A 24790-nucleotide genomic window follows, 5' to 3' on the forward strand; every position below is an offset into this window, starting at 1 on the left:
GCGCCTAGAACAATTCGAGTTCGCCTGCACTGTCATGAACCTCGACCGCAGCGGTGCTCGCCACGAAATCGAGCGGCGTATGCGTGCAGACGCACAGCGTCGCGCCGAGCCGCACGTCGTGATCGATCGTGAGCGAATACGACCGAACGTGATCCGGTTTCAATTCGCGCAAATACGGCAGGCAATCGCTGCTGAGCGCATAGGGTGTGGACATGCCGAGGTCGGGAAAATGCTCGACCAGTTGCTGGTTCATCGCCCCGCAGCACAGGTTGCCGAACTCCATGAAGCATTCGGTTAGCGCGCGCGCGGCATCGCCCACGTAGTAGCGTTGCGTGCGCGGGTCATCTTCGAAGTGCAGGAGCAACAGCAGGCGAAACTGCATCGACGAAATCGTCAGGACGACCAGGTGGTCGCCTTGCGCCGCGTCGCCCGTGCGCGGCTCGATCTCGCAACTGTGCTGGGCATCGGTCACGAGGCGCGTACGCGCCGCCGCAAAGAAAATGCGCTCGATGCTGTCCTTCGCGTGCGCGCCGATCATGCCTGCGCCCCGGCGTACGCCGCTTCGAGCTGAACCTGCAACTGGTTCGACGAAGCCTCGACGCTCGCCAGCGTCGCCGCGATCATCTTGCCGCCCGCCTGGATGTCCTGGAACGTCGCCGTCGTAATGAGGTCGTTGCGGTTCAAGCTGTCGCGATAGCTCTTCGAAAGCTCCTGCGAACGCGTGGCGAGCGAGCGCACCTCGCCGGCGACGATCGAGAAACCGCGCCCCGCGGCACCCGCGCGCGCCGCTTCGATCGACGCGTTCAGCGAAACGATCAGCACATGGCTCACGATCGACGACAGCTCCTGATTCTTCTTGTGCATGTCGTTGTTTTCCGCCATCAGCGAGATCATCTGCTCGTGCCAGCGCTCGAACGTCGACGACATCGATTTGAGCCGCGCCGCGTCGCTTGCGATACGCGCCGCGTGGTGCATGGCGTCGTCACGATGCGCGCGCTCGCTCGCGAGCGCCGCTTCGAGCGCGTCCGCCAGGGATTTGCGCTGCGCAAGCTCCGCCCGCAGCGACTCGATTTGCGCGGCCAGCGCCTCGTGTTCGCGCGCGGCCTCTTCCTCGTGCGCCGCGTGGCGCGCTTCGGCCTCGGCAAGCGCAGCAGTGTGCGCCGCCTCCTGCGCGTGCGCCGCGTCCCGCGCCTGCTTTCGCGTTCGCCCGCGCCACGCCACACCGGCGCCGGCGGCCAGCGCAACGAGCGCCGCGCCTTCGATCAAATACGGTAAGACCACTGCCACCCCCGCGACGCGCTAGCTATCCAGCGCTTCCTCTTGCTTTGCCTGCGTTGCATTGCCGATCTGCACGGCCCACTGCAGCGGCAAACGCACGATGGTCTGAAAATGCCGGTAATCGGCGCCCCGAAGGTCGTCGGTGAAACGCAGCTCGATTGCGCCACCCTCGCGTTCGAGGAAATCGCGCACCGCGTCCATGCCCACGCCACGGCCCGAGACTTCCGTCACGTTCGTCGCCGTCGAGAAGCCTGGGCGGAAAATGAACGCGGCGATCGTCTCGTCGCTCACCGCTTCGTACGCGTCGATCCAGCCGCGCTCGACGGCGATGCCGCGAATACGCGCGAGCGCGAGGCCGCGGCCGTCGTCGGCGAGCGTCATCTGCATCGCGCCGCCGTGCACGTTCACGTCGATATCGATATGGCCCGCTTCGTCCTTGCCGAGGGCGCGCCGCTGCGCCGGCATTTCAATGCCGTGGTCGAGCGAATTGCGCAGCAAATGCATGAATACGTTCTTCACCGTGCCGGCGGCCTCGCCGCGCAGACGATACCCGTTGTCCTCGATGTGCACGGCCGGCTCGGTCTTGCCGAGTTCCAGCGCGAGCGACGACAGCGAACCGGTCACGCCCGAGAGCACGTCGGCGACGCGCTCCGTGCCGATGGCGCGCAGCGTGTCGCGCAATTCCGCGCGCATGGCGCGCAGCGCGGGCAGATCGCTTTCGTCGGTTTGATCGATGATGCGCAGCGTCTGTTCGATCGCTTCGTGCGCAACGGTAAGGCTCGCGTCGCCGTCCTGCATGCCGGACGCACGCGTGCCGCGTCCGAGGCTCACTTCGTTGATGTTCGAATAGTTCTCGAGGGCCGCCTTTACGCGCTCCAGATCGGCGATGAGCGCCTGCTGGTCCCACGTGTGGCTCGTGTCTTCGCGGCGCAGCGCGTCGTAGCGCTGCTCGACTTCGTGCACGACGCCCGTGAGATGCTGCAGGCTATACGTGCGCGCATTGCCCTTGATCGTGTGCATGTTGCGGAACAACGCGGCAATGGCGCCCATGTCCGCGCAATCGTGCTGGCGAATGATGTGCTCGTTCTCGTGAATGAAGCTCGTCGAACTGTCCACGAAGTGCTGGAACTTCTCTTCGCTCACAGCGAGGATTTCGCCGATCATCTCCAGGCGGCGCTTTTGCTCGCCCGCTTCGGCCGCGAGTTCGCGCAGTTCCGTCACGTCGCGCACGCAGAGCATGAGGCGCACGACCACGTCGTTTTCGTCGGTGATCGCCGACCAGCTCAGGTCGAGCACCTTCGTGCGGCCGTCGGGCATCGTGCGCGTGATTTCGTTCACGAGCAGGTGCTGGTTGAACGCGAAATTCACGTCGTCTTCGCCGAGGCACGCATGGACCGCGGCGTCGATCTGCGCGAGCGTGTCGGCGTCGAGATCCGTATGCGAGAACACGAGGTCCATGAGCGGTGCGCCCGCAATCTCGTTCGTTTCGAAAATCGCTTCCAGATACGCCGAATATTCGTTGTGGATCGTCGCGCCCTCCACGACCGTGAGAATGCCCTGCTGCATGTTCTGCAGCATCGCCTGAATGTCGGCGGTCTTGCGCTTGAGCTGCGCGGAGCTCTGCTGGATCTTTTCGATCATGCCGTTGAAGGCGACGATCGAATGGCCGATTTCGTCCATGCGGCCCACGGGCACGCGGCGCGTGAAATCCTGGTTCGACGCGATCTCGCTCATCATGGCCTGCATGCGCGAGAGCGGCCGCGTGATCTGGCGATAAAGCAGCGCGCCGATCACCGTGAGCAGCAGCACCGCGCCCCCCGTTACGCCTGCGATGGCGCTCGTCGTGGTATCGAGCGTGCCGTTGAGCGTGCGGATCGCGTCGTCTTTCTGGCGGTTCTTTTCCACGCGCATTGTCGTGACGATGCCTTCGAGTTCGTCGCGATACTGCGCGACGTTCGCGAAGAGATACGCCTGCGCGAGCTCGTTCTTGCCGCTCGCCTTCATCTTCGCGGTGTCGTCGATCGCGGAGAAGTAGTTCGCGAGGCTTTCCTGCGCCTGCGCGACGAGGCCTTCCTGTGCGTGGCTCGCGGCGGCCTTGCGTTGCACGTCGAGCGCGGCGCGCAATGCGGCTTCTTTCTCCTTGAGCTCGTTTTGCGCGAGCGACGCGACCGTGGCGTCGGGTGCGTAGACGAGCGTCATGGTGGCGAGCTGCACGTCCTTCACTAGCGCGACCAGGTCCGACGATGCGAGTGCGCTGGGCACGACGCCCTGGGTAACCTGGCGGACGTCGGTGGCGCTGTGACGGGCCTGATAAACTGCGTAGCCGCCGATGGCGGACAACGCAACGAACATCAGGACGATGAGTAGCGTGATGCGGTGACGAATGGTCATGTCGAAATCCCCGAGCCCTCGTCGTGCCGGCCGCGCTATGGCTGCGCGGCTCGGGACACGATGGCTAATTTATTCGCGGTGGATTATCGGCGTTCAGGTATGACGAAATGATGAACGTACCCGAATCTGTCGCGCGCGCGGGGCACTTTGCCGCAGTTGACTGCCGCGCTGAACCGGGCACTGCCGGTTCTTCGGGAAAGCACGCCAAGAGTTCGTGGTCGGCGTACCCGCCGTCGATGCCCTGCCGGTGAAAAAAGGGAGCTCGAATGGCAAAACCCGGCACGTCCCCAATTTCCGCCTTGCGCCAGGATGCAATTCGCGCCGCGCAGCATTCGCTGCGGTCCCCTTTCCGAGGTTCAGCATGCCGCACGCCGTAACGCCCGACACACAGCCCTCCTTCTGGCGCGACCCAGCCCTGCCTTTCATCGAAGTGCGCGCGATCGCGGACGGCCGCAAGGTCCGCTACGGTCGCCACGCGCACCGCACGTTCTCGATCGGCGCGGTCACGGGTGGCCGCAGCACCTACCTGAACGGCGAGACGCTCGCGCACGTGAGGGCGGGCGCGGTGGTCGTCATCAACCCCGAAGTGGTGCACGCATGCAACCCGGCCGCCGACGAACCGTGGGCCTACCGCATGTTTTATCTCGACACGCAGTGGCTTGCAAAGCTGCAGCACGATTCCGGCTTCGGAGCAAACGAAGGGTTCCGCCCGTTCGAACAAGCCTTGACCTGGCAGCCCGACCTGTTTGAAGGGCTCAACGCGCTCTATGAATTGATCGTCGATCCAAGGCAGTCAGCCTTGCGCAAGGAATGCGCGATCGTGGCGTATTTCACGAAGCTGCAGCAGTCCCTCAACCCCGCGCCAGTCAGCGCGCGCGAACCGAACCAGCGGCTCGCGCGCGCCGCGGAATTCATCGACGACAACTACACGCGCGCGCTCAAGCTCGAAGAGATCTGCGCTGCCGCCGATCTTTCGCCCTCCTACCTGATACGTGCGTTCCGCGAGCGGTACGGCATGACTCCACACGCATACGTCGTGAACCGGCGCATCGAGTTCAGCCGCACGCAGCTGCGCCGCGGGCACGCCATCGCCGATGTCGCGGCGCAAGCCGGTTTTGCCGATCAGGCGCATCTGCAGCGCGTGTTCCGCCAGTTCGTCGCAGCTACGCCTGGGCAGTACCGCGGCTAGCGCGAGCGGCGCGGCCTCACGCTGGCAATAGCCAGATCGCGCTCGCCGCCAGCAGCAGCGCCATCGTGCGATTCACGAAACGCACGCGCGCCGGTTCGCGCAAAGCCTGGCGCAGCGACGCGCCCGCCCATGCCCAGCATGCAACCGACATGTAGCACACGACGAAATAAATCGCGGCGAACTGACAGACGAGCGTATTTTCGCCGGAAGCCGCATAAACACCCGTGCCCGCCACCGAGGCCAGCCACGCTTTCGGATTGAGCCATTGCATCGTCGCGCCGACCATCAACGAAGGGCCGCGCGCGGCGCCTACGGCATCGATACGGCCGTCGTCCATGGCGAGGCGGTAAGCGACGTAGAGCAGGAAGGCCACCCCCGCCCATTCGATCGCGCGCGTGAGAAACGGCCAGCGGGCAAGCAGTTCATGCATGCCGAGGCCGATCAGCAGCAACAGCAGCGCGAAACCCACCGTCGCGCCGGTAACATGGCGCAGACTCGCGCGCAGCCCATAGCGCGCGCCCGCGCTCAGCGCAACGATGTTGACGGGACCCGGGGTGATGGAAGTGGCCAGCGCGAAGGCGGCCATCGACAGGACAATGCTCACGGTTTTCCTCGCTACGCCCATTGGCGATCGACAGGCATCGAGCGTAAATGCCCGCTTCGCCGGTGTATTGAAGAAAATTGCCTATGGTCCCCGGACGCGGCGCGCGCCGAACTCGCGCTATCATTGCGCCGCTCAACGCGAAGGCATCGAGCCACCCGACGACTTCCCCTGCGGAACTGAAACGTGAAAAAGATCCTCATCATCGGCATCGGCGCGGGCGACCCGAAGTACCTGACCGTGCAGGCCATCGACGCGCTCAACGCCGCCAATGTGTTCTTCGTGATGGACAAGGGTCCGGCCAAGGAAAAGCTCGTCGCGCTGCGCAAGGACATCTGCGCGCGCTTCATCAAGGACCACGACTACCGTATCGTGGAGGCCGCGAGCCCCGAGCGGCGTCGCGACGAAGGTCTCGACTACAAGGCCGCCGTGGATGAACTCAACCGCGACAAGCAACGCGTGCTCGAGCGGCTGATCGAAAATGAATTGACCGACGGCCAATGCGGCGCGTTTCTCGTCTGGGGCGACCCGTCGCTCTACGACAGCACGATCCGCATTCTCGATTCGATCCTCGCCGAAGGGCGGATCGCGTTCGACTTCGAGGTAATTCCCGGTATCAGCAGCGTGCAGGCGCTCGCGGCGAAGCATCGCGTACCGCTCAACTTCATCGGCAAGCCGGTGAGCATCACGACGGGAAGACGGCTCGCGGAGAGCGGCTTTCCGCAGAATGCGGAAAGCGCGGTGGTCATGCTCGACGCCCAGAACGCGTATGCGCAAATCGAGGGGGAAGAACTCGATATCTACTGGGGCGCCTATGTGGGCACCCCCGACGAGATCCTGCTGTCGGGCCGTCTGGAAGACGTGAAAGACGAAATCGTCCGCGTGCGTGCGCAGGCGCGCGAAGCGAACGGCTGGATCATGGACACCTATCTGCTGCGCAAGCGCGGCGTGAAGGACTGAAACGAAACGGGCGCGCAATGCGAATCAAGCCAGTCCCACGCACACCGCCACGACAATCGCGCCGAACAGCAATACGGCGCCGACTGTCTTGCGCTTGTTGAGCTCTGTCCAAAGCAGCACGCCCGTAAGCGAAAGCAGAATGAGCGCGCCCGCAAAGCTGTCGATGAACAACACCCAGCCCACGCTCATCCCCACACCCTTGTGCAGGTTCGTGATCGTCGCGACGAGCGAATTGTCGTTGCGCTTGAGCGTGAGCCTGTCGTCGCCCACCCAGTACTCGACCATCACGCTCTCGCCCGGCGACGAGAACATCATCTGCCAGTGCTCGGGCTGCACGACTTCGCGATCTCCCCAAGCCACGTTGTGCTCCGGTTCCTTTTGCACGCGGCCCATACGCGCCGGCAGCCTGAGATCAGGTTGCGAGCGCAACCATTTGACCATCTCGCGCGGCGTATCGGGCGCGGGATCGGGCACGGCGAGCTGCATGGTCGAAACTTGCGGCGTGCCTGGCGAAATGCGCAACGGTTCCGCGCGATGGTTGAGCACGAAGCCGGTTGCGCCGAACAGCAGGCCGAGTGCCGCCCCCCATAAACCCACCCAGCCGTGCACCTTGCGCAGCCACTTGATGAAGGTCGCGCGACGTGATCGCGTGGCGCGCTCCTCGCGTCGCCCCGCGTCGGCAGGCATGCGCGGCGCGGCGGGCGCGTCGATCTCGGTGGCATCGGGAAAACTCATGTTTCGCTCCAGAGTCGCAGTAGATTGTGATAGCAGCCCACGAGGCTGCGCCGAGCCTGGGCGTCGGCGTCGCTCGCGTTGAGGCGCTGAATGGCCGTGTCCATGTCGAAGAGCAGTGCGCGTTTCGTGTCGTCGCGCACGAGGCTTTGCACCCAGAAGAAGCTCGCCACGCGCGCGCCGCGCGTGACCGGCGTCACCTGGTGCAGGCTGGTGGCGGGATAGACGATCATGTCGCCGGCCGGCAGCTTCACCTCCTGCACGCCGTAGGTGTCCTCGACCACGAGTTCGCCGCCGTCGTATTCGTCAGGCGACGAGAGAAAGAGCGTGCACGAAACATCGGTGCGCAGCTTCACGCCGCTGGGCAGCACGCGCACCGCGCCGTCGACGTGGGCCCCGAATGTCATGCCGCCTTCATAGCGATTGAAGAGCGGCGGATACACCTGATTGGGCAGCGCCGCGCTGATGAAGAGCGGATTGCGCTCGATGGCCGCGAGCACCATGTCGCCCAGCTCGCGCGCCACGGGCGTATGCTCGGCGATCTGCTCGTTGCGCTTCACAGGCGCGCCGGACCATCCCGCCGTGGCGCGGCCGTCCACCCACGCGTCGCCGGCGTTGTCCAGCCGCGCGCGCAGCGTGCGCACCTGCTCGGGTGTCAGTACGTTGGGGACATGAACCAGCATCGTCGTTTCCTTCGTTGCGCGGCGCCAGCGGCCGCATTCGCGCACAGACGCGCCGTTACGCAAAAAGCCCGCGCTATGCGGGCTTCGCGTGACGGCACGCAAAAAGCGCGGTAATCAGAAGCGGTAGTCGGCCGTCGCGAGGAACGTGCGGCCGATGCCCGGCACGGAGCGCCCTCCGTCAGACGGAACAAGCGCGTCAAAGTAGAACTTGTTGGTGATGTTCAGCAGATTCAGCCGCACGTCCCACTTCTTTTCGTGGTACGCGGCCATCGCGTCCCAGCGGGTGTAGCCGCCCGTCTCCACATAGTTCGTGTTCGACGCGTAGCGCGCCGACATGTAGGTCGGGCCGCCGCCGATTTCCCAATGCGGCGTGAACGCATACGTCGTCCACAGCGTGAACGTGTTGCGCGGCGTGTTGGCCGGCGTGTGGCCCTGGGTGCCGTCGAGCGCCTTGAGGATCACGCCGTCCATGTACGTGTAGCCCGCGAACACCTGCCACTTGTTGGTGATGTGTCCCGTCGCGCCCGCCTGGAAGCCACGCACCCGGATATCGCCCGAGAGCGTGTATTCGCCCGTCGACGTTTGCGTGCGCGCATTGTCCATCTCCTGCTGGAAGAATGCCGAGGTAAGCGAAAGATTCCCGCCGAGCAAGTCCCACTTCGCGCCCACTTCATACGACTCGGTGTGCTCGGGCGCGAGATTCTGCGTATTGTTCGTGACCGTGAGCGCTTCGAGCGACGGGTCGAACGACGTGCCATACGAGAAGTAGTACGACTGCCAGTCGGTCGGCTGATAGATCGCGCCCGCCCGTACGCTCGTGAACGTGTTGGTCTGGTCCGCGTAGCTCGGCGCGCTGATCGTGTTGGCGATGTGCGCCTGGAAGCGATCCCAACGCACGCCGCCGATGAGCTTCCAGTGCTCGCCAATCGACATGGTCTCGTTGAAGTACGCAGCGAACGTAGTCGCGCCCGACTCCGCGTGATTGCCGACCGTCGTCGTGACGTTCGAGGGCGTCGAAATATAAACCGGGTCGAGCAGCGAAAGAATCGGCAGGTTGTTGCGCGTATAAGCCTGATTCGTGTAGCTGTCGTGCCCGATCTCGATGCCCGCGAGCATCTCGTGCTTCAGGAAACCCGTGCTGAACTTGTACTGCGCCATCGTGTCGTTGTAGATCGAGTGGTTCTCGATCACGCGGTCGTGGCTCGCAAGCTTGATGTAGAGATCTTCGAGCGGCAGGTTCGTGAAGTTGCCGTTCTTGAGCGCCGTGCTCGACGAGAGCGGGCCCGTCAGCACCGCCCCGGGCGCGGTTTCGCGCGCATCGGTGAGTGAGTGCGAAAACTGCGTCTGGTTGCTGATCTTGAACTGATCGTTGAAGCGGTGCTCCACGCGCGCCGAAACGGTCTGCACATCCTGAATCGTGCGGTCGTCGGTGAGGCCGTAGAACGTGCCCTTCGAAGGCGCGAACGGATGGCCGTTGACGGCCTGCACGCCGTAGTCCGGCATGTCGTAGTTGTGCTGAATGAGCGCCGAGATCGTCACTTCGGTCGGCGTGCCGATGCCAAAGCGCAACTCGGGCGCGAAGCCATAGTCCTTGTTCTTCATCACGTCGCGCGTCGAACCCATCGACTGGCCGAACGCGTTCAGACGAAACGCAGCGTGGTCGCCGAGCGGACGGTTCACGTCGAGCGTCGCGCGATAGCGGTCGTCGGTGCCGATGGTGGTGGACACTTCCGTGAGCGGCTTGAGGTTGGCCTGCTTCGTGACCTGGTTGATCACGCCGCCCGTGGAGCCGCGGCCGAACAGCATCGACGACGGGCCGTATAGCACTTCGATCGATTCGAGATCGAACGTGTCGCGGTAATACTGGTTGCGGTCGCGAAAGCCGTCGAGATAGATGTCGTTTTGCGCCGTGAAGCCGCGCAGGTTGATGTTGTTGCCGATCTGGCCGCCTTCCGCGCCGCCGATGGTGATGCCGGGCGCGTTGCGCAGCGCGTCCTGAAACGACGTGGCGCCCTGCGACTGCATCACCGCCTTGTTGATGACCGTGACCGACTGCGGAATGTCGCGCAGCGCCGTGGGCGTCTTCGCGCCTACGGTGGAACGATCTGCCTGGAAGTCCTGAGCATCGCTCTGGCCCGAAACGGAAATCGTGGGCAGCGTGGCGTTCCCGGTTGCCGGCGCCGCCTGAGCGGTCTGCATAGCCGGGTCTTTCTGCGTGGCCGCCGCCGCGGCGGGTGCCCCCGAAGCGGCAGTCGCGGCGGCGGGCGCGCTCTGGGCGAGCGCGGTCGAAGCGAAAGGTACAGCAAAGGCCAGCGCGAGCGCACTCGCGAGCGGCGTCCTGTTCAGCATGATGTCCCTGTGCAAGGCAAAAACCGGCCGTACGACGCGCAACGCAGGCGCGGACGACGCGGGTTCATTGGCTGGCTGGCCGCCCCGAAAGGACCGAGGGAATCGACGCTAGGCTGGCTGGTGTTGTTGTTTGGCCGCGGATGGATTCGCGGGAATGAGAATCGCTATCATTCCACATGTTTCATTCTGTTTCAATCTCTATCGGCATTTCAACAACACTTCATCGGGTGCAGGAAGGAAAGCGCTGAGCGACGCCGAGGATTTCCTCGCCACGCACGACATGAAACGTTCCGGGCACCGGAATTTGTCCACAAATTTAGTGGGCAGCCCTGTGCGTAACCCAGGGAATACCGCATCAAGTCCTTGATGTGCTTTGGTTAACCCGGAGCGTTCCCAATCGCAGCAACGCGCCCTCGAACGCCCGCAAAACCCGTTCGTGTTTTCCACAGATTTCGTTCATAGCCTTGTGCACAAGCTCTGGACAGCGCACGTAAGTCCATGATCGCAAACGTCAATGCCCCACGCGACAGAGAAGTTGCACGTTTTGCAGGCACTGCATTTGTCCACAGTTGAAGTGGGCAAGTCTGTGCATACGACCCCCAACATCGTGCCCAATCCCTTGATAGCACAACGGATTTTCGCGTTGCCCGCGCACCGCGCCCGGCCGTGCAAGTTCCTAAAGTTCATAAGGAAAATGCCGTTATCAAACGCAGTGTTGTTGGGTCTCAAGCGGCCCCATCGAAGGAACTCATGCGCAACAATCAGCCCGTCACGCAACAAGAATTCGACTATCCCGCTTCGCAGATGCTCGTCTCGGCCACCGATCTGAAGGGCCGCATCCAGTACTGCAATCCTGCGTTCGTCGCGGTATCCGGCTTCTCGAAAGAAGAATTGATCGGCAAGGCGCATAACATCATTCGCCATCCCGACATGCCGGCCGAAGCGTTCGCCGACCTGTGGGAGACGGTTCGCGAGGGCCGCCCGTGGACCGCGATAGTCAAGAACCGCCGCAAGACCGGCGACCACTACTGGGTGCGCGCGAACGTTACGCCGGTCTCCGAGCAGGGCACCGTGGTCGGCTATCTGAGCGTGCGCGTGAAGCCCACGCGCGAGGAGATCCGCAACGCCGAGGCCTTCTACGCACAGATGCGCGAGGGCCGCCTGCAGGGCGTGCGCCTGCGCCATGGCGTCGTGGTGCGCACGGGCGTGATCGGCGCGCTGCAGTCGCTGTTGCGCGTGCCCATCGCCACGCGCATCGCGTTCGGCTACGGCGCCGTACCCGCGGTGTTCGCGGCGGCCGGCTTCGCCGCCTGGCAAGGTCTGCCGCCGCTGCCGTTCTGGGGCGCGTTCGGCGCGGCGTGCGTCTGCGCCGTCGGCGCCTGGCGCCTCACGACGAGACATCTCGGTGCGCCGCTCTCGCAGATGACCGCCGCCTCCACGCGCATGGCCGCCGGCGACCTCACGGCCACGCTCGCGATCGCCACGAACGACGATCTCGGCGACGTGCTCCAGGCGCTCAACCAGTTGCAGGCCAATCTCACGGCCATCGTGTTCGACGTGCGTTCGCAGATCGACGGCATGCTCGACGCCGCGCACGAGATTTCGAGCGGCAATCTCGACCTCTCGCGCCGCACCGAAATGCAGGCCGCGTCGCTCGAAGAAACCGCCGCCACGATGGAGCAGTTGACGACCACCGTGCAGGCCAACGCCGACGCCAGCACCCGCGCGCTCGATCTCGCGCGCGACGCCCAGGCCGCCGCCGCCGAGGGCGGATCGATCGCCGCGCAAATGGAGCGCACGATGGTCGGCATCACCGACGCGTCGCAACGCATCGCCGACATCACCGGCGTGATCGACGGCATCGCGTTCCAGACCAACATCCTCGCGCTCAACGCCGCCGTCGAGGCCGCGCGCGCCGGCGAAGCGGGCCGCTCGTTCGCCGTGGTGGCGGGCGAGGTGCGCATGCTCGCGCAGCGCTGCGCCGCATCGGCGAGAGAGATCAAGCACGTGGTGGACGCCAGCGTGAGCGAGATCGCCGAGGGCACACGGCTCGTCGGCACCACGACGGCGCAGATGCGCTCCATCGACGAAGCCGTGAGCCGCGTCTCTTCGATCATCGTCGAGGTCGCGAATGCGAGCGGCGAGCAGGCCGAGGGCATCCGCCAGGTCAATCAGGCCGTCGCGCATCTGGACAGCGCAACGCAGCAGAACGCCGCGCTCGTTGAGCAGGCCACCGCCACGGCGCAGCGTCTCGCCGAACAGGCCGACGTGCTCGATGAAGCCATGCGCCTCTTCACCGTGGCGGGCCCCCAGGCGAGAACGCGCACCAAGGCGCCCCGCGCCCCCGCCGCGCGCCGCCAGCCGTCCGGCGGGGCGAACGTCGGGGCCGAAGCCGCCGGGGAAATCGCGGCATAACCCGGCCTGAGCGCCGCGACGGCGCAGACCGGTCGTGCCGCACCGCCGATTGGTCTGAGAGATCGGCGTTAGTCCCATCTCGACAATGCGGCAGACGGGCGGCACCATGCAAACCGTCAGCGGGCCGTACCCCGGCTGGCTGACCCGAGTAACAACGGCGTTTCAACGGCTCGTCCGGCCTGCCCGGGCGAGCCGTTTTTTCTGGCGCGCGGCCTGGCACCCCTTTGCTTCGCAACCATGACAGCGGTGCAATGCGCAACGCATTTCGCATGGCCCGTTGCGGGGTGCGCAAAAATGGCCGTCGCGGCGACGAGTCGCGTTAAACTGGCTGGCCAGGGTCGCGGCATGGCGATCTCGCTGTGTGCGTCCGCGCTCACTTGCAACGACACGCCGCGCGGCCGACCCCGTACAATGGCTCGACCACCCAACGCACGAGGACAACATCAATGCGCACGACCGGGTCTTCCGGAAACATGACCCTGCTCACCGAGCATGACGACGCAACCGGGCGCGAACTGCGTTCACTGCGCCTCGAATCGGCGGCCGACGGCAAAAGCCTCTTGCTGATCGAAGTCGACGAGCGCAAGCCGGGCATCCATCGCGAAGTGCGTTACGAAATCACGCCGGCCGAGCTGATCGCGGCGATTCGCGCGCAGGGCGCCGAGCTGCCCGGGGAATCGCACACGCGTTAACCGCGCTCAACAGGCAGCGAAAAGCGGGGCGCCCGCGGGTGCGTGCCGCTTTCCTGCCGCCTTTCCTCTCTGTCGCAGCCTTTCAATCCGGCGCTTTTTTCACGTGCCTGCTGCACACAGCGGTTACGGACACACGCCGAAGCACGATCGATCGTGATGCGTCGTTCGCGGCGGCGCGCAGCTTCGCGTGTCGCTCAAGGCGTGCGCACGGCCTTGCTTGCACGCGTTCGAAATGCGTCCATAATCTTTACGTTACCCTCCTGTCTTTCCCGTCTCCTCAAGCGAAGCAACGGAAGTAAGCCGATGCTACACGACCTCATCGCGCAATACGGGCCTGCGCTGGTGTTCATTAATGTGCTCGCCGGATCGCTAGGGTTGCCCGTGCCCGCGATGCCCGCGCTCGTGTTGTTCGGCGCGATGGCGGCCATGCATCCGGGTTCGATCGGCCAGCAGGTCGCGCCGGTGCTCGTGCTCTCCATTTTCGCCATGCTGATCGGCGACAGCGTGTGGTTCCTGGCCGGGCGTCTCTACGGCGGCAACACGCTCAAGACGCTCTGCAAGCTCTCGCTCTCGCGCGACACCTGCGTGAAGAAAACCGAGCGCTTTTTCGGCCGCTGGGGCGTGCGCGTGCTCGCCGTCGCCAAGTTCGTGCCGGGGCTGTCGCTCGTCTCCGTGCCGATGGCGGGCGCCATGGGCGTACCCTATCGCCAGTTCGTCGGCTTCGACGGCGTCGGCGCTGCGCTGTGGTCCGGCACCGGTCTCCTGATCGGCGTGCTGTTCGCGCCGCAGATCGACATGCTGTTCGCCGGCGCGAGCCGGCTCGGCCGTCTCACCGCCGTCGTGGTGGCCGTGCTCCTGCTGCTCTATGCGACCTACCGCTGGCAACGCCGCCGCCAGCTCATCAAGAAGCTCGCGAACGCGCGCATCACGGTGGAGGATCTTTACCGCGCGATGAGCGGCAAGCCGCCGCCCGTGGTGTTCGACATCCGCTCCGAGGAGAAACGCAAGCTCGACCCGTACATCATTCCGGGCGCGCTCTTTGCCGACGAGCGCAAGCTCGAGGAAATCGTCGGGAAGTATCCGGCCGACCAGAAGCTCGTGATCTACTGCTCGTGCCCCAATGAGATTTCCGCTGCCTGGATGGCGAAGCAGCTCGCCGAGGCAGGCTTTACCGACGTAGTGCCGCTCCTCGGCGGTCTCGACGCGTGGCGCGACGCGGGCCGCACGCTCGAATCGCTGCAGGTGCAGGCGCCCGCCGAAGTCCCGGTCAACATCACGCCTAAAGCTGTTTGATCCGGGCGGCCCGCTCCCGAGCCGCCCGCACGAGGAGAACCGCCAGATGGGCACGATCACCGAAGCCGAGGCTCGCGATTACGCAGCGCCGCCTTCCGCGAGCCGCCACGCCGACACGCAGCCGCAACCCGCCGATGCGCCGTTCTCGACGCTCTCCACACGGCACCACCAGATGTTCCCCGAGCTCACCGACGACGAAATCGTGCGCCTCGCGCGCTTCGGCGAACAACGCCACTGGGCCGCGGGCGAGCTGCTTTTCCGCACGGGCGAAACCGGCCCCGGCATGTTCGTGCTGCTCTCCGGTTCGGTCAAGGTCTTCCAGCGCGACGGGCTGGGCCGCGAGCGGCGCATCGTCGAGCACGGGCGCGGCCATTTTCTCGCCGAAGTGGGCCAGCTATCGGGCGGCCCGGCGCTCGTGGACGGCGTGGCACTCGAACCCGTCGACGCGATCCTGATTCCGCCCGAGCGGCTGCGCGCGGCCATCGTCGCCGAGGCGGAACTCGGCGAGCGCATCGTGCGCGCGCTGATCCTGCGTCGCGTCTCGCTGATCGAAAAGGGCGCGGGCGGGCCGATTCTCGTCGGCAAGCACGACGATCCCGCACTCGTTTTGCTGCAAGGCTTCCTCTCGCGCAACGGGCATCCGTACTCCGTGCTCGACGAGCGCGACGAAAGCACGCTCTGCGTGATCGAGCGCTTCGCCGCGCGCTGCGAAGACCTGCCGCTCGTGATCTGTCCCGATGGCACGGTGCTGCGCCAGCCCAGCGCGCCGGAACTGGCCACCTGCCTCGGCATCCTGCCCGAGCTGGACGGCGAGCGCGTTTATGACGTCGCCGTGGTCGGCGCGGGCCCCGCCGGTCTCGCGACGGCGGTCTACGCGGCCTCCGAAGGCCTTTCGGTGATCGTGCTCGATTCGCGCGCGCCGGGCGGCCAGGCGGGCGCGAGTTCGCGCATCGAAAACTATCTCGGCTTTCCGACCGGCATTTCGGGCCAGGCGCTCGCGGGCCGCGCGTTCGTGCAGGCGCAGAAGTTCGGCGCGCACGTCGCGATTCCCGTGGCCGTGCGCGCGCTGCGCTGCGACGAGGAACCGCGCCGCCTCGAAACCTGCAGCGGCGACGTGCGCGCGCATACCGTCGTGATCGCGAGCGGCGCGGTGTACCGCAAGCCCGCCATCGAAGGGATCGATCGCTATACGGGGCACGGCGTCTACTTCTGGGCCTCGCCGGTCGAAGCGAAGCTCTGCAAGCACGAGGACGTCGTGCTCGTGGGCGGCGGCAATTCGGCGGGCCAGGCGATCGTCTATCTTTCCACGCACGCGCGCCAGATCGACGTGCTGATCCGCAAGGCCGGCTTCGAGTCGACGATGTCGCGCTATCTGATCGACCGCATCGCTTCGCTGCCGAACGTGCGGGTGCATCCGCGCAGCGAGATCGGCGGCCTCGGCGAGGACGAAAGCGGGCTCGCGTCGGTGCGTCTGAAGACACCGTGCCCCGAAGGCATCGACCATTTCGATTCGCGCCACCTGTTCCTCTTCACGGGCGCGGACCCGAACACGGACTGGCTGCGCGCATGCGGCGTGGCGCTGGACCCGCACGGCTTCGTGGTGACCGGCGAAAACGAGTCGTGCAGCCTCGCCACGTCCGTGGATGGCGTGTACGCGATCGGCGACGCACGCGCGGGTTCGACCAAGCGCGTGGCGGCGGCCGTGGGCGAAGGCGCCGCCGTGGTGGCGCAGATTCATCAACGGCTCGCCACATTGCGGCCGGCGACGGTGGTTGCGGGCGTCCATGCGTGAGCGCGTCGCGGACATTGGAGAAGCGCCCGCGCCCGCTGAAGCCGGCGCGATCGCGGCCACCCCGACGCTGACACTGCCGCTCGCGGCGGCGCGCACGCTGCATCTCGCGGCGCAAGGACTGCTCGCGCCGCCGCGCCGCAAAGCCACGTCGGACGACGTGCTCGACGCCATCCGCCGCATGACGCAACTGCAGATCGACACGATCCACGTGGTCGCGCGCAGTCCTTACTTTGTGCTGTTCAGCCGCATCGGCGCGTTCGATCCCGCCTGGCTCGACGCCCATCTCGCCGAAGGCCGGCTCTTCGAATACTGGTCGCACGAGGCGTGCTTCCTGCCGATCGAAGACTATGGGCTGCTGCGCCACCGCATGCTCGATCCTTCCGGCATGGGCTGGAAATACGCGGCCGGGTGGCACGCCCAGTATCGCGAGGAAATCGACGCGCTGCTCGAACGCATCCGCGCCGAAGGCGCCGTGCGCTCCGCCGACTTCGCGCGCGCGCCGGGCGACAAAGGCAGCGGCTGGTGGGACTGGAAGCCGGAGAAGCGGCATCTCGAAGTGCTGTTCGCGACCGGCGCGCTGATGGTGGCCGAGCGGCGCAACTTCCAGCGCGTGTACGACGTGGCCGAGCGCGTGCTGCCGCACTGGAACGACGCGCGCGACCTGCCGCCGCGCGCCGATGCGGAACGTGAGCTGCTCTTGCGTACCTGCCGCGCGCTCGGCGTTGTTCGCGCGGATTGGGCCGCCGATTATTACCGGCTGCCACGTCGTCCGTATGGCGAAGCGCTGCACGCGCTCGCCGATGCGGGCGAGGTGCTGCCGGCGCGCGTGGAAGGCTGGAAGCAGGACGTGTTCGTGCACCGCGACTACGCCGCGCTCGTCGACGATGCGGCGAGCGGCAAGCTCGCGTCCACGGTCACCACCCTGCTCTCGCCCTTCGATCCCGTGGTGTGGGACCGCAAGCGCGCGCTTGCCCTGTTCGACTTCGACTATGCGATCGAATGTTATCTACCCGCCGCGAAGCGCAGGTACGGTTACTTCGTACTGCCAATCTTGAACCGCGGGCAGCTCATCGGCCGCATCGACGCGAAAGCGCATCGGGTACAACAGGTGTTCGAGGTCAAGTCGCTGCATATGGAGCCCGGAGTGCGCATGAGCGGCCGTCTGATGGCCGACTTGCGCCGGGCGCTGCAGCGTTGCGCGGACTGGCACGGCACGCGCGAGCTGCGCATCGGCGCCGCGCCGGACGGCCTGGCGGCCGCCCTGCTGGCTTCGTGAGCGTGCGGCTGCGAGCGCCGCACGCGCTAACCACAGTTAGTGCTCGAGCTTCGCGCGCAACTCGCGTGCAGCTTCGAGCAGCCCTTCGTAGCCGGACCGCGCGTGCTGCGGCAGGTCGGGGTCGCCAACCAGCGCGCCCAGCGTTTCGACAAGGCTGAAGACGAGGCCTCTCGCCGCGCCCGCCGCGATCTTGCCGGATTTCACGCCTTCATCGACGTGGGTAAAAGCTGCGTTCAGATTCTCCAGATCCGGCTGCGGCGCACCGCCGCCAGGCTTTTGAGCGTCCTGCTTTTGCGTGTCGTCGCTCGTCATGATGAACTTGATCTCCCTTGGTGAGCTGTAGTCGAAAATATCCCGCACTTCTTTGAGTTATATACCGATCGCGCGCGGGCGTCCATCCGGGGCGGGACAACGGACCGCGCCGCAGATAACGACCGGCAAGGCGGAGCGTGCTCCCGAATCTTCTCACCTTTGCTGTCCGCACGCAGAGGCCGAGAGCGCGGCGGCTTGTCGCCTGGTCACTCCATCTAACGGGAAAAAGCCTTGAAATCAGGGATAAAGTTGCGTCTGCACGATTGATTTGCCGGAGCCGTCATCCGCTTCTCGTACCCGCCATGGTTTCGCCAAAGGCGCTCCCGCAAACGCTCACCTTTGCGGTAAAGGAGGAGGATCCGCGCCGGTCCAGGTGCGGCGGGAAAAGGGAATGCGCTCACCTCGTCCCGGGAAAGACGGCGGTTTTATCCTTGTTTTCAAGGCATTCTTCGCGCAGTGGCGTGCCGCGCGCATGCGCGCGCGAGTCAACGGTGCGTCGGTTCGCGCGACCCTTCTCACTCCCGAAAAGACTCACCTTTGATCTTCGCGCGCAATCGAATCGACGGCGCCGGCCGCCATCGGCGAGCGCCTGAACGATACCGCGCGATGCGGTATCGTATGAGGACGCCAATGCGAGGAATACGAGGAATCACACGATGAACTACGCACCGAATGCGCCCGCGCGCAAGGAAATCGACGCGCTCAGCGGACCGGCCGTCATTGAATTCGGCACCGACTGGTGCGGCTATTGCCAGGGCGCGCAGCCATTGATTGGCGCGGCTTTCGAGCGCAATCCGCAAGTACGCCGCCTGAAAGTGGAAGACGGTCCCGGCCGCGCGCTCGGCCGCTCGTTTCGCGTGAAGCTCTGGCCCACACTCATTTTCCTGCGCGACGGCGCCGAGGTCGCGCGCGTGGTGCGCCCGCAGAGCGCCGCCGAACTCGACGAAGCCTTCGCTGCGCTCGGCTAGTCCAGCGCGGGCGGTCCGTGCCATCCGCGCGGATCGCCCCCGAAAAAGCTCACCTTTATCCGTCGACTCGCGGTCCGCGTTCATTCCTCCATGCCCGCGAGCAGATCGTCGATCGCGCGATACACGCGCTCGACCACCTCCGGCCCCACCTGCGCTTCGAGCGCCTTGTAACGCGACTCCAGTTCCTTCGAAATCGCCTTCACGAGGTGATGGCTCTTCTTCGTGAGCGAGACGAGCACGCGCCGCTGGTCGTCGGCGAAACGCTCCTTCGTCACGAGGCCGAGCGACTCCATGCGCGCGAGCACGCCCGCCATGCTCGGGCTGGAAATCGTGCAGAGATCGGAAATCTGCCGCGGCTCGAGCGGCCCGCTTTCGTTGAGCGCGCGTATCACGCGCCACTGCTGCTCGGTAAGACCATGCGACGTGATCAGCGGGCGAAAGCGCTCCATCATCTTTTCGCGCGCGCGCAGAAGCAGCATGGGCAGATTGCGGTGCGTAACGCGAGTGTTCGGACGTGACGTATCGGGCATGGCGGTTTCGGCAAAACGGGAACGCGGGCGCGCCCGGCAGATCCCTGGGGCAAACCCGCAAATTCTTCAGCGAAGATTGACGACGGATGATGGCAGGCGCACTATCGCTAACATATTAGCGTTTCCGGCAGGCCAATCCAAGCCATGTTTTCCGTTGCCGATCATCTGCTTCACATCGAAGGCGACGCGTTGCCGCTCGACGTGGATGCCGCCTCCGTGCGCACACTGCTCGCCGGCGGCGCGGCGTGCCGCGCGCCTGTAAGCGGCGCCGTCTACGGCACGCTGCTCAACGACCGTCACGCGCTCGAAGCGATGGGAGACGCCGTGAACGCGCCCCCCTACAAAGCGCCGCCGCGTGCGCCCATTCTCTACCTGAAGCCGCGCAACACGCTCGCGGGGCACCGTGCGCGCGTGGCCGTGCCGGGCAGCGAAGGCGTGCAGGTGGGCGCATCGCTCGGCATCGTGATTGGTCGCGCCGCCACGCGCGTTGCCGCGCGCGAAGCATTCGACTACATCGCGGGCTATACGCTCGTCGCCGATCTGTGCGTATCGCACGCGAGCGTCTATCGCCCCTCGGTACGATTTCGCGCCCGAGACAACTTCTGCGTGGTGGGCCCGGCCGTGATCTCGCGCCGCCATGTGCCCGATCCCGACCGCCTTCCCATCGCCGTGAACGTGAGAGGCCGGGCCATGTTCAGTGCGACAACGGCCACGAACGTGCGCGGTGTCGCACGATTGCTTGCGGACGTCACCGAATTCATGACGCTCTCCCCCGGCGACGTCATCACGCTCGGCGTACCGCATGGCGCGCCGGTGGTCGATGCCGATGCGCACGCAACGATCGCCATTGGCGACTGGGCGCCGCTCGAAATCGAATTCGTCGCGGGGCGCGCGGCACAGGGAGCACGAGCATGATGCGCGGACGCGTTGCCTACGCAGGCGCGATACACGACGCCGCGCCCGAAGACACGAACGGGAGCGGCCGCGTGCGACTCGCCGACGGCCGCGTGCGCGAGGAGCACGAAGTCGTCTGGCTTGCGCCGTTCGAGCCCGGCACGATCTTCGCGCTTGGCCTGAACTACGCCGCGCACGCGAAGGAACTGCAGTTCTCGAAGCAGGAAGAGCCGCTCGTGTTCCTCAAGGGACCGGGTACGGTACTCGGCCATCGCGGCACGACGCGACGCCCCGCCGATGTCGCGTTCATGCATTACGAGTGCGAGCTCGCCGTCGTGATCGGCCGCACGGCGCAGAACGTGAAGCGCGAGGACGCCATGCAGTACGTGGCGGGCTATACGATCGCGAACGACTACGCGATCCGCGACTATCTGGAGAACTACTATCGCCCGAACCTGCGCGTAAAAAACCGCGACGGCGGCACCGTGCTGGGACCGTGGCTCGTCGACGCCGCCGACATTGCCGACGTCAACGCGCTCGGCCTGCGCACTTACGTGAACGGCGAACTCAAGCAGGACGGCAACACGCGCGATTTCGTCACCGGCATTGCCGAACTGATCGAGTATTTGAGCGGCTTCATGACGCTCGCTCCCGGCGACGTCATCCTGACCGGCACGCCCGAAGGCGTCGTCAACGTGAACGTGGGCGACGAAGTGGTATGCGAGATCGACGGTCTCGGTCGCCTCGTCAATACGATCGCAAGCGACGCCGAGTACGGGCGTTGATCCGCAAACGAATGGAACCCCGGATAAGTTAGCCATGCGAATCGACCACCTCATCGACGGCCGCGCCCATGCCGGGCGCGACTACTTCGAAACTGTGAATCCGGCAAACCAGGACGTGCTCGCGGAAGTCGCGCGCGGCGGCGCGCAGGAAGTCGATCTTGCGGTACGCGCCGCAAAAAGCGCGTTCCCTGCGTGGGCGGCCAAGCCCGCCGCCGAGCGCGCGAAGGCCATCCGCAAGCTCGGCGAGCTGATCGCGAAGAACGTGCCGGAGATCGCGCGGACCGAAACGATGGACACGGGCCAGACCATTTCGCAAACGGGCAAGCAGCTCGTGCCACGCGCCGCCGACAACTTCAGCTACTTCGCCGAAATCTGCGCCGCAGTAGATGGCCATACCTATCCCACGACCACGCACCTGAACTACACGCTGTTTCACCCGGTGGGCGTATGCGCGCTCATTTCGCCCTGGAACGTGCCGTTCATGACCGCCACGTGGAAGGTCGCGCCGTGCCTCGCGTTCGGCAATACCGCCGTGCTGAAGATGAGCGAGCTTTCGCCGCTCACGGCCTCGATGCTCGGCCAGCTCGCGCTCGATGCGGGCATTCCGGCTGGCGTGCTCAACGTCGTGCACGGCTACGGCAAGGAAGCGGGCGAACCGCTCGTCGCGCATCCCGACGTGCGCGCCGTCTCGTTCACGGGCTCGACCGCCACCGGCAATCGCATCGTGCAGGCCGCCGGCCTCAAGAAATTTTCGATGGAACTCGGCGGGAAGTCGCCATTCGTGATCTTCGACGACGCCGATTTCGAGCGCGCGCTCGACGCCGCTGTATTCATGATCTTCTCCAACAACGGCGAACGCTGCACGGCCGGCTCGCGCATTCTCGTCCAACGCTCCATCTACGCGAGGTTCGCGCAGCGCTTCGTCGAACGCGCGAGGCGCATCACCGTAGGCGATCCGCTCGACGAGAAAACGATCGTCGGCCCAATGATCAGTCAGGGACATCTTGCGAAAGTCCGCAGCTATATCGAACTCGGACCGAAGGAAGGCGCGACGCTTGCGTGCGGCGGTCTCGACACGACCGCGCTGCCCGGCGCGATCAAGAATGGAAACTTCGTTCAGCCAACCGTTTTCGTCGACGTCGACAACCGCATGCGCATCGCGCAGGAAGAGATCTTCGGACCTGTTGCGTGCCTGATTCCTTTCGACGACGAAGCAGAGGCGATCCGTCTTTCCAACGATATCGCCTACGGCCTCTCCAGCTACGTGTGGACCGAGAACACCGGGCGGGCGCTGCGGGTAGCGGCCGCCATCGAGGCAGGCATGTGCTTCGTGAACAGCCAGAACGTGCGCGACCTGCGCCAGCCGTTCGGCGGCACGAAGGCCTCGGGCGTGGGCCGCGAAGGCGGCACATGGAGCTACGAGGTGTTCCTCGAGCCGAAGAACGTCTGCGTTTCGCTCGGCTCGCATCACATTCCGCATTGGGGCGTGTAATGGGCAAACTCGCGCTGGCGGCGAAGGTCACACATGTGCCATCGCTGTACCTTTCCGAACTCGACGGCCCCCACAAGGGCTGCCGGCAGACCGCTATCGACGGACATCATGAGATCGGCCGCCGCTGCCGCGAACTGGGCGTCGACACGATCGTCGTGTTCGACGTGCACTGGCTCGTCAACAGCGAATACCACATCAACTGCGCGCCGCGCTTCGATGGCGTCTACACGAGTAACGAGCTGCCGCATTTCATCAAGAACATGCCGTACGCGTATCCGGGAAACCCGCAACTCGGTCACCTCATTGCCGACGTCTCGAACGAGATGGGCGTGAAAAGCCGCGCGCACAGCGAAACGACGCTTGATCTGGAGTACGGAACACTTGTTCCGATGCGCTACATGAACGGCGACGAGCGATTCCGCGCCGTGTCGGTGGCGGCCTGGTGCATGTGGCACGACCTCGCCACGAGCGCGCGTTTCGGCCTCGCCGTGCGCCGTGCGATCGAGGAGCGTTATGACGGCACGGTGGCGATACTCGCGAGCGGGTCGCTCAGTCATCACTTCGCGAACAACGGCACCGCCGAGGAATACATGCACAAGGTATGGGACCCGTTTCTCGAAGCGGCCGATCGCAGCGTGATCGCGCTGTGGGAACGCGGCGACTGGCAGACCTTCTGCAGCATGCTGCCGATGTACAACGAAAAATGCTGGGGCGAAGGCGGCATGCACGACACTGCCATGCTGCTCGGCGCGCTTGGCTGGGACCGCTATGAAGGACGCGCGGAGATCGTCACCCCGTATTTCGGCAGTTCCGGCACCGGCCAGATCAATGCGATTTTTCCGGTTACGCCACTGCCGGCTTGAATGACGGGAGAACGCCATGCCCCACCTCACCCTCGAATACAGTGCGAATCTCGGCGACGCGAAAAGCATTGGTCAGCTTTGCGAAACGCTTGCTCACGTGCTCGACGCCCAGCGCGACGAAGCGGGCGCACGCGTCTATCCGCGCGGCGGCATCCGCACACGCGCGCTGCGCTGCGAGCAATACTTCGTTGCCGATGGCAATCCCGAGAACGCGTTCATGCACGGCTGCCTGAAGATCGGCGCGGGCCGGCCGCCGGCCGTGCGCAAGGCAACCGGCGAAGCACTCTTCGAAGCGATCAAGCAGCACTTTGCACCAACCTTCGCCACACGCGGTCTCGCGCTGTCGCTCGAAATCGTCGAATTCAGCGAGGACGGGTCGTGGAAGCACAACAACCTGCACGCCCGCCTCAAAACGTGAGTTCATGATGCTAGATCAGCAAACCATCCGCGAGCTGGCCATGCAGCTCGACGAAGCTGAGCGCACGCGTACGCAGTTGCGCCACTTTTCGCGCACGCATGCCGGCATGACGATCGACGACGGTTACGCCATTCAACGCGAGTGGGTCAAGCTCAAGCTCGCCGCGGGCCATGCGATCAAAGGCCGCAAAATCGGCCTCACGTCGCGCGCGATGCAGCGCGCCTCGCAGATCGACGAGCCCGACTACGCGCCGCTGCTCGACAGCATGTTCATTTCCGCGGGCAGCGATATATACGCCGATCGCTTTATCGCGCCGCGCGTCGAGGTAGAACTTGCGTTCGTGCTGAACCGGCCGTTGCAAGGACCGGACGTGACGCTCTTCGATGTGCTCGACGCGACCGCGTACGTCACGCCGGCCATCGAAATCATCGACGCGCGCATCGAGCAGTTCGACCGGGAAACCAAGGCGCCGCGCAAGGTATTCGACACGATTTCCGATTTCGCGGCCAACGCAGGCGTGGTACTGGGCGGCCGTCCTGTCAAACCGCTCGACGTGGACCTGCGCTGGGTGGGCGCGCTGCTCTACAAGAACGGCGCCGTGGAGGAAAGCGGCCTGGCGGCGGCGGTGCTCAACCACCCGGCAACGGGGGTTGCATGGCTTGCCAACAAGATTGCGCGCCATGACGAGCGCCTCGAAGCCGGCGACGTAATCCTGAGCGGCTCGTTCACGGCCCCGATTCCCGCGCGCGCGGGCGACACGTTCCATGCCGACTACGGTCCGCTTGGCGGCATCGGCTTCAATTTCATCTGATCTGGTCAGGATGCCATAGGCGTGCCCACACCCGCGAACCCGTTCAAGCGCGCCGCGTTTGGCGCC

At 65.3% G+C, this 24790-nt stretch carries 23 protein-coding genes; 14 read left to right on the forward strand and 9 right to left on the reverse strand.

Annotated features, from left to right (window positions below; genetic code table 11):
- Positions 1-4: 4 nt before the first annotated feature.
- Genes BLU17_RS28880 through BLU17_RS28890 form a run of 3 tightly spaced genes read right to left on the reverse strand, consistent with a single transcriptional unit; the run spans position 5 to position 3669 of the window.
- Positions 5-538 (reverse strand): hypothetical protein, encoded by a 534-nt coding sequence (locus BLU17_RS28880; protein WP_092005058.1) that lies wholly within the window; start codon positions 536-538, stop codon positions 5-7.
- Positions 535-1281: a methyl-accepting chemotaxis protein gene (locus tag BLU17_RS33550; RefSeq protein WP_092005061.1), complete on the reverse strand. Its 747-nt coding sequence runs from the start codon at positions 1279-1281 to the stop codon at positions 535-537. Before BLU17_RS33550 ends, BLU17_RS28880 begins: the two co-directional genes overlap by 4 nt.
- An 18-nt stretch (positions 1282-1299) precedes the next feature.
- The gene (locus tag BLU17_RS28890) at positions 1300-3669 is read right to left on the reverse strand and encodes a HAMP domain-containing protein (RefSeq protein ID WP_092005064.1); all 2370 of its coding nucleotides are present in this window, start codon (positions 3667-3669) and stop codon (positions 1300-1302) included.
- A 361-nt stretch (positions 3670-4030) separates the two neighbouring features.
- On the opposite strand from BLU17_RS28890, the gene BLU17_RS28895 reads away from it, so the two are divergent.
- The gene (locus tag BLU17_RS28895; RefSeq protein WP_092005066.1) at positions 4031-4858 is read left to right on the forward strand and encodes a helix-turn-helix transcriptional regulator; all 828 of its coding nucleotides are present in this window, start codon (positions 4031-4033) and stop codon (positions 4856-4858) included.
- A gap of 16 nt (positions 4859-4874) precedes the next feature.
- On the opposite strand, the gene BLU17_RS28900 is transcribed toward BLU17_RS28895, so the two are convergent.
- Positions 4875-5462: a LysE family translocator gene (locus tag BLU17_RS28900; RefSeq protein WP_092005129.1), complete on the reverse strand. Its 588-nt coding sequence runs from the start codon at positions 5460-5462 to the stop codon at positions 4875-4877.
- Between the two features lie 183 nt (positions 5463-5645).
- Here BLU17_RS28900 and cobF point away from each other — a divergent pair, with 183 nt between their 5' ends.
- Positions 5646-6419: a precorrin-6A synthase (deacetylating) gene (gene cobF, locus BLU17_RS28905; RefSeq protein ID WP_092005068.1), complete on the forward strand. Its 774-nt coding sequence runs from the start codon at positions 5646-5648 to the stop codon at positions 6417-6419.
- A 24-nt stretch (positions 6420-6443) separates the two neighbouring features.
- On the opposite strand, the gene BLU17_RS28910 is transcribed toward cobF, so the two are convergent.
- The 3 genes from BLU17_RS28910 to BLU17_RS28920 all read right to left on the reverse strand — a co-directional run bounded on the left by BLU17_RS28910 (position 6444) and on the right by BLU17_RS28920 (position 10183).
- On the reverse strand, positions 6444-7154 hold the full coding sequence (locus BLU17_RS28910; protein ID WP_092005071.1) for a PepSY-associated TM helix domain-containing protein: 711 nt from the start codon (positions 7152-7154) through the stop codon (positions 6444-6446).
- Entirely contained in the window at positions 7151-7834 is a 684-nt protein-coding gene (locus BLU17_RS28915) for a Fe2+-dependent dioxygenase (protein ID WP_092005132.1), read from the reverse strand. Before BLU17_RS28915 ends, BLU17_RS28910 begins: the two co-directional genes overlap by 4 nt.
- Positions 7835-7948: 114 nt before the next feature.
- The gene (locus BLU17_RS28920) at positions 7949-10183 is read right to left on the reverse strand and encodes a TonB-dependent receptor (protein ID WP_092005074.1); all 2235 of its coding nucleotides are present in this window, start codon (positions 10181-10183) and stop codon (positions 7949-7951) included.
- 750 nt (positions 10184-10933) lie between these two features.
- On the opposite strand from BLU17_RS28920, the gene BLU17_RS28925 reads away from it, so the two are divergent.
- The 5 genes from BLU17_RS28925 to BLU17_RS28945 all read left to right on the forward strand — a co-directional run bounded on the left by BLU17_RS28925 (position 10934) and on the right by BLU17_RS28945 (position 17651).
- The gene (locus BLU17_RS28925) at positions 10934-12598 is read left to right on the forward strand and encodes a methyl-accepting chemotaxis protein (RefSeq protein WP_092005077.1); all 1665 of its coding nucleotides are present in this window, start codon (positions 10934-10936) and stop codon (positions 12596-12598) included.
- A gap of 446 nt (positions 12599-13044) precedes the next feature.
- Positions 13045-13290, forward strand: a complete 246-nt coding sequence (locus BLU17_RS28930) for a hypothetical protein (protein WP_092005080.1) — start codon at positions 13045-13047, stop codon at positions 13288-13290.
- 303 nt (positions 13291-13593) lie between these two features.
- Entirely contained in the window at positions 13594-14583 is a 990-nt protein-coding gene (locus BLU17_RS28935; protein ID WP_092005083.1) for a DedA family protein/thiosulfate sulfurtransferase GlpE, read from the forward strand.
- A gap of 46 nt (positions 14584-14629) precedes the next feature.
- Entirely contained in the window at positions 14630-16375 is a 1746-nt protein-coding gene (locus tag BLU17_RS28940; protein WP_092005086.1) for an FAD-dependent oxidoreductase, read from the forward strand.
- A complete protein-coding gene (locus tag BLU17_RS28945) occupies positions 16368-17651 on the forward strand; it encodes a winged helix-turn-helix domain-containing protein (protein ID WP_092005089.1) in 1284 nt (427 codons plus the stop codon). The genes BLU17_RS28940 and BLU17_RS28945 overlap by 8 nt, the downstream gene beginning before the upstream one ends.
- 36 nt (positions 17652-17687) lie before the next feature.
- Here the strand turns inward: BLU17_RS28945 and BLU17_RS28950 are convergent, their stop codons facing one another.
- Positions 17688-17963 carry a hypothetical protein gene (locus BLU17_RS28950; RefSeq protein ID WP_092005092.1) on the reverse strand — a complete coding sequence of 92 codons (276 nt, stop codon included), beginning with the start codon at positions 17961-17963 and terminating at the stop codon, positions 17688-17690.
- Positions 17964-18619: 656 nt separating this feature from the next.
- Here BLU17_RS28950 and BLU17_RS28955 point away from each other — a divergent pair.
- Entirely contained in the window at positions 18620-18931 is a 312-nt protein-coding gene (locus tag BLU17_RS28955) for a thioredoxin family protein (RefSeq protein ID WP_092005095.1), read from the forward strand.
- Positions 18932-19011: 80 nt separating this feature from the next.
- Here the strand turns inward: BLU17_RS28955 and hpaR are convergent, their stop codons facing one another.
- Positions 19012-19410: a homoprotocatechuate degradation operon regulator HpaR gene (gene hpaR, locus BLU17_RS28960; protein ID WP_092005098.1), complete on the reverse strand. Its 399-nt coding sequence runs from the start codon at positions 19408-19410 to the stop codon at positions 19012-19014.
- Between the two features lie 195 nt (positions 19411-19605).
- On the opposite strand from hpaR, the gene BLU17_RS28965 reads away from it, so the two are divergent.
- The 6 genes from BLU17_RS28965 to hpaH are packed head-to-tail and all read left to right on the forward strand — an operon-like array spanning position 19606 to position 24724.
- Positions 19606-20376, forward strand: coding sequence for a fumarylacetoacetate hydrolase family protein (locus tag BLU17_RS28965; RefSeq protein ID WP_092005101.1), 771 nt, complete (start codon positions 19606-19608; stop codon positions 20374-20376).
- The gene (locus BLU17_RS28970) at positions 20373-21140 is read left to right on the forward strand and encodes a fumarylacetoacetate hydrolase family protein (protein ID WP_092005104.1); all 768 of its coding nucleotides are present in this window, start codon (positions 20373-20375) and stop codon (positions 21138-21140) included. Before BLU17_RS28965 ends, BLU17_RS28970 begins: the two co-directional genes overlap by 4 nt.
- 34 nt (positions 21141-21174) lie before the next feature.
- Positions 21175-22632 carry a 5-carboxymethyl-2-hydroxymuconate semialdehyde dehydrogenase gene (hpaE, locus tag BLU17_RS28975; RefSeq protein WP_092005106.1) on the forward strand — a complete coding sequence of 486 codons (1458 nt, stop codon included), beginning with the start codon at positions 21175-21177 and terminating at the stop codon, positions 22630-22632.
- Positions 22632-23495 (forward strand): 3,4-dihydroxyphenylacetate 2,3-dioxygenase, encoded by an 864-nt coding sequence (gene hpaD, locus BLU17_RS28980; RefSeq protein ID WP_092005109.1) that lies wholly within the window; start codon positions 22632-22634, stop codon positions 23493-23495. Before hpaE ends, hpaD begins: the two co-directional genes overlap by 1 nt.
- A gap of 16 nt (positions 23496-23511) precedes the next feature.
- The gene (locus BLU17_RS28985) at positions 23512-23913 is read left to right on the forward strand and encodes a 5-carboxymethyl-2-hydroxymuconate Delta-isomerase (RefSeq protein ID WP_092005112.1); all 402 of its coding nucleotides are present in this window, start codon (positions 23512-23514) and stop codon (positions 23911-23913) included.
- A gap of 7 nt (positions 23914-23920) precedes the next feature.
- Positions 23921-24724 (forward strand): 2-oxo-hept-4-ene-1,7-dioate hydratase, encoded by an 804-nt coding sequence (gene hpaH / locus BLU17_RS28990; RefSeq protein WP_092005115.1) that lies wholly within the window; start codon positions 23921-23923, stop codon positions 24722-24724.
- Positions 24725-24790 lie beyond the last annotated feature (66 nt).

The organism is Paraburkholderia lycopersici, from assembly GCF_900096975.1.
GTDB classification, from domain to species: Bacteria; Pseudomonadota; Gammaproteobacteria; order Burkholderiales; family Burkholderiaceae; genus Paraburkholderia; species Paraburkholderia lycopersici.

Bases quoted from the DNA above. Each gene is read 5' to 3' on its own strand.
- BLU17_RS28880 (WP_092005058.1), bottom strand. From the start codon at position 538: ATGATCGGCGCGCACGCGAAGGACAGCATCGAGCGCATTTTCTTTGCG.
- BLU17_RS28890 (WP_092005064.1), bottom strand. From the start codon at position 3,669: ATGACCATTCGTCACCGCATCACGCTACTCATCGTCCTGATGTTCGTT.
- BLU17_RS28895 (WP_092005066.1), top strand. From the start codon at position 4,031: ATGCCGCACGCCGTAACGCCCGACACACAGCCCTCCTTCTGGCGCGAC.
- BLU17_RS28910 (WP_092005071.1), bottom strand. From the start codon at position 7,154: ATGAGTTTTCCCGATGCCACCGAGATCGACGCGCCCGCCGCGCCGCGC.
- BLU17_RS28915 (WP_092005132.1), bottom strand. From the start codon at position 7,834: ATGCTGGTTCATGTCCCCAACGTACTGACACCCGAGCAGGTGCGCACG.
- BLU17_RS28920 (WP_092005074.1), bottom strand. From the start codon at position 10,183: ATGCTGAACAGGACGCCGCTCGCGAGTGCGCTCGCGCTGGCCTTTGCT.
- BLU17_RS28925 (WP_092005077.1), top strand. From the start codon at position 10,934: ATGCGCAACAATCAGCCCGTCACGCAACAAGAATTCGACTATCCCGCT.
- BLU17_RS28930 (WP_092005080.1), top strand. From the start codon at position 13,045: ATGCGCACGACCGGGTCTTCCGGAAACATGACCCTGCTCACCGAGCAT.
- BLU17_RS28935 (WP_092005083.1), top strand. From the start codon at position 13,594: ATGCTACACGACCTCATCGCGCAATACGGGCCTGCGCTGGTGTTCATT.
- BLU17_RS28940 (WP_092005086.1), top strand. From the start codon at position 14,630: ATGGGCACGATCACCGAAGCCGAGGCTCGCGATTACGCAGCGCCGCCT.
- BLU17_RS28945 (WP_092005089.1), top strand. From the start codon at position 16,368: ATGCGTGAGCGCGTCGCGGACATTGGAGAAGCGCCCGCGCCCGCTGAA.
- BLU17_RS28950 (WP_092005092.1), bottom strand. From the start codon at position 17,963: ATGACGAGCGACGACACGCAAAAGCAGGACGCTCAAAAGCCTGGCGGC.
- BLU17_RS28955 (WP_092005095.1), top strand. From the start codon at position 18,620: ATGAACTACGCACCGAATGCGCCCGCGCGCAAGGAAATCGACGCGCTC.
- hpaR (WP_092005098.1), bottom strand. From the start codon at position 19,410: ATGCTGCTTCTGCGCGCGCGCGAAAAGATGATGGAGCGCTTTCGCCCG.
- BLU17_RS28965 (WP_092005101.1), top strand. From the start codon at position 19,606: ATGTTTTCCGTTGCCGATCATCTGCTTCACATCGAAGGCGACGCGTTG.
- BLU17_RS28970 (WP_092005104.1), top strand. From the start codon at position 20,373: ATGATGCGCGGACGCGTTGCCTACGCAGGCGCGATACACGACGCCGCG.
- hpaE (WP_092005106.1), top strand. From the start codon at position 21,175: ATGCGAATCGACCACCTCATCGACGGCCGCGCCCATGCCGGGCGCGAC.
- hpaD (WP_092005109.1), top strand. From the start codon at position 22,632: ATGGGCAAACTCGCGCTGGCGGCGAAGGTCACACATGTGCCATCGCTG.
- BLU17_RS28985 (WP_092005112.1), top strand. From the start codon at position 23,512: ATGCCCCACCTCACCCTCGAATACAGTGCGAATCTCGGCGACGCGAAA.
- hpaH (WP_092005115.1), top strand. From the start codon at position 23,921: ATGCTAGATCAGCAAACCATCCGCGAGCTGGCCATGCAGCTCGACGAA.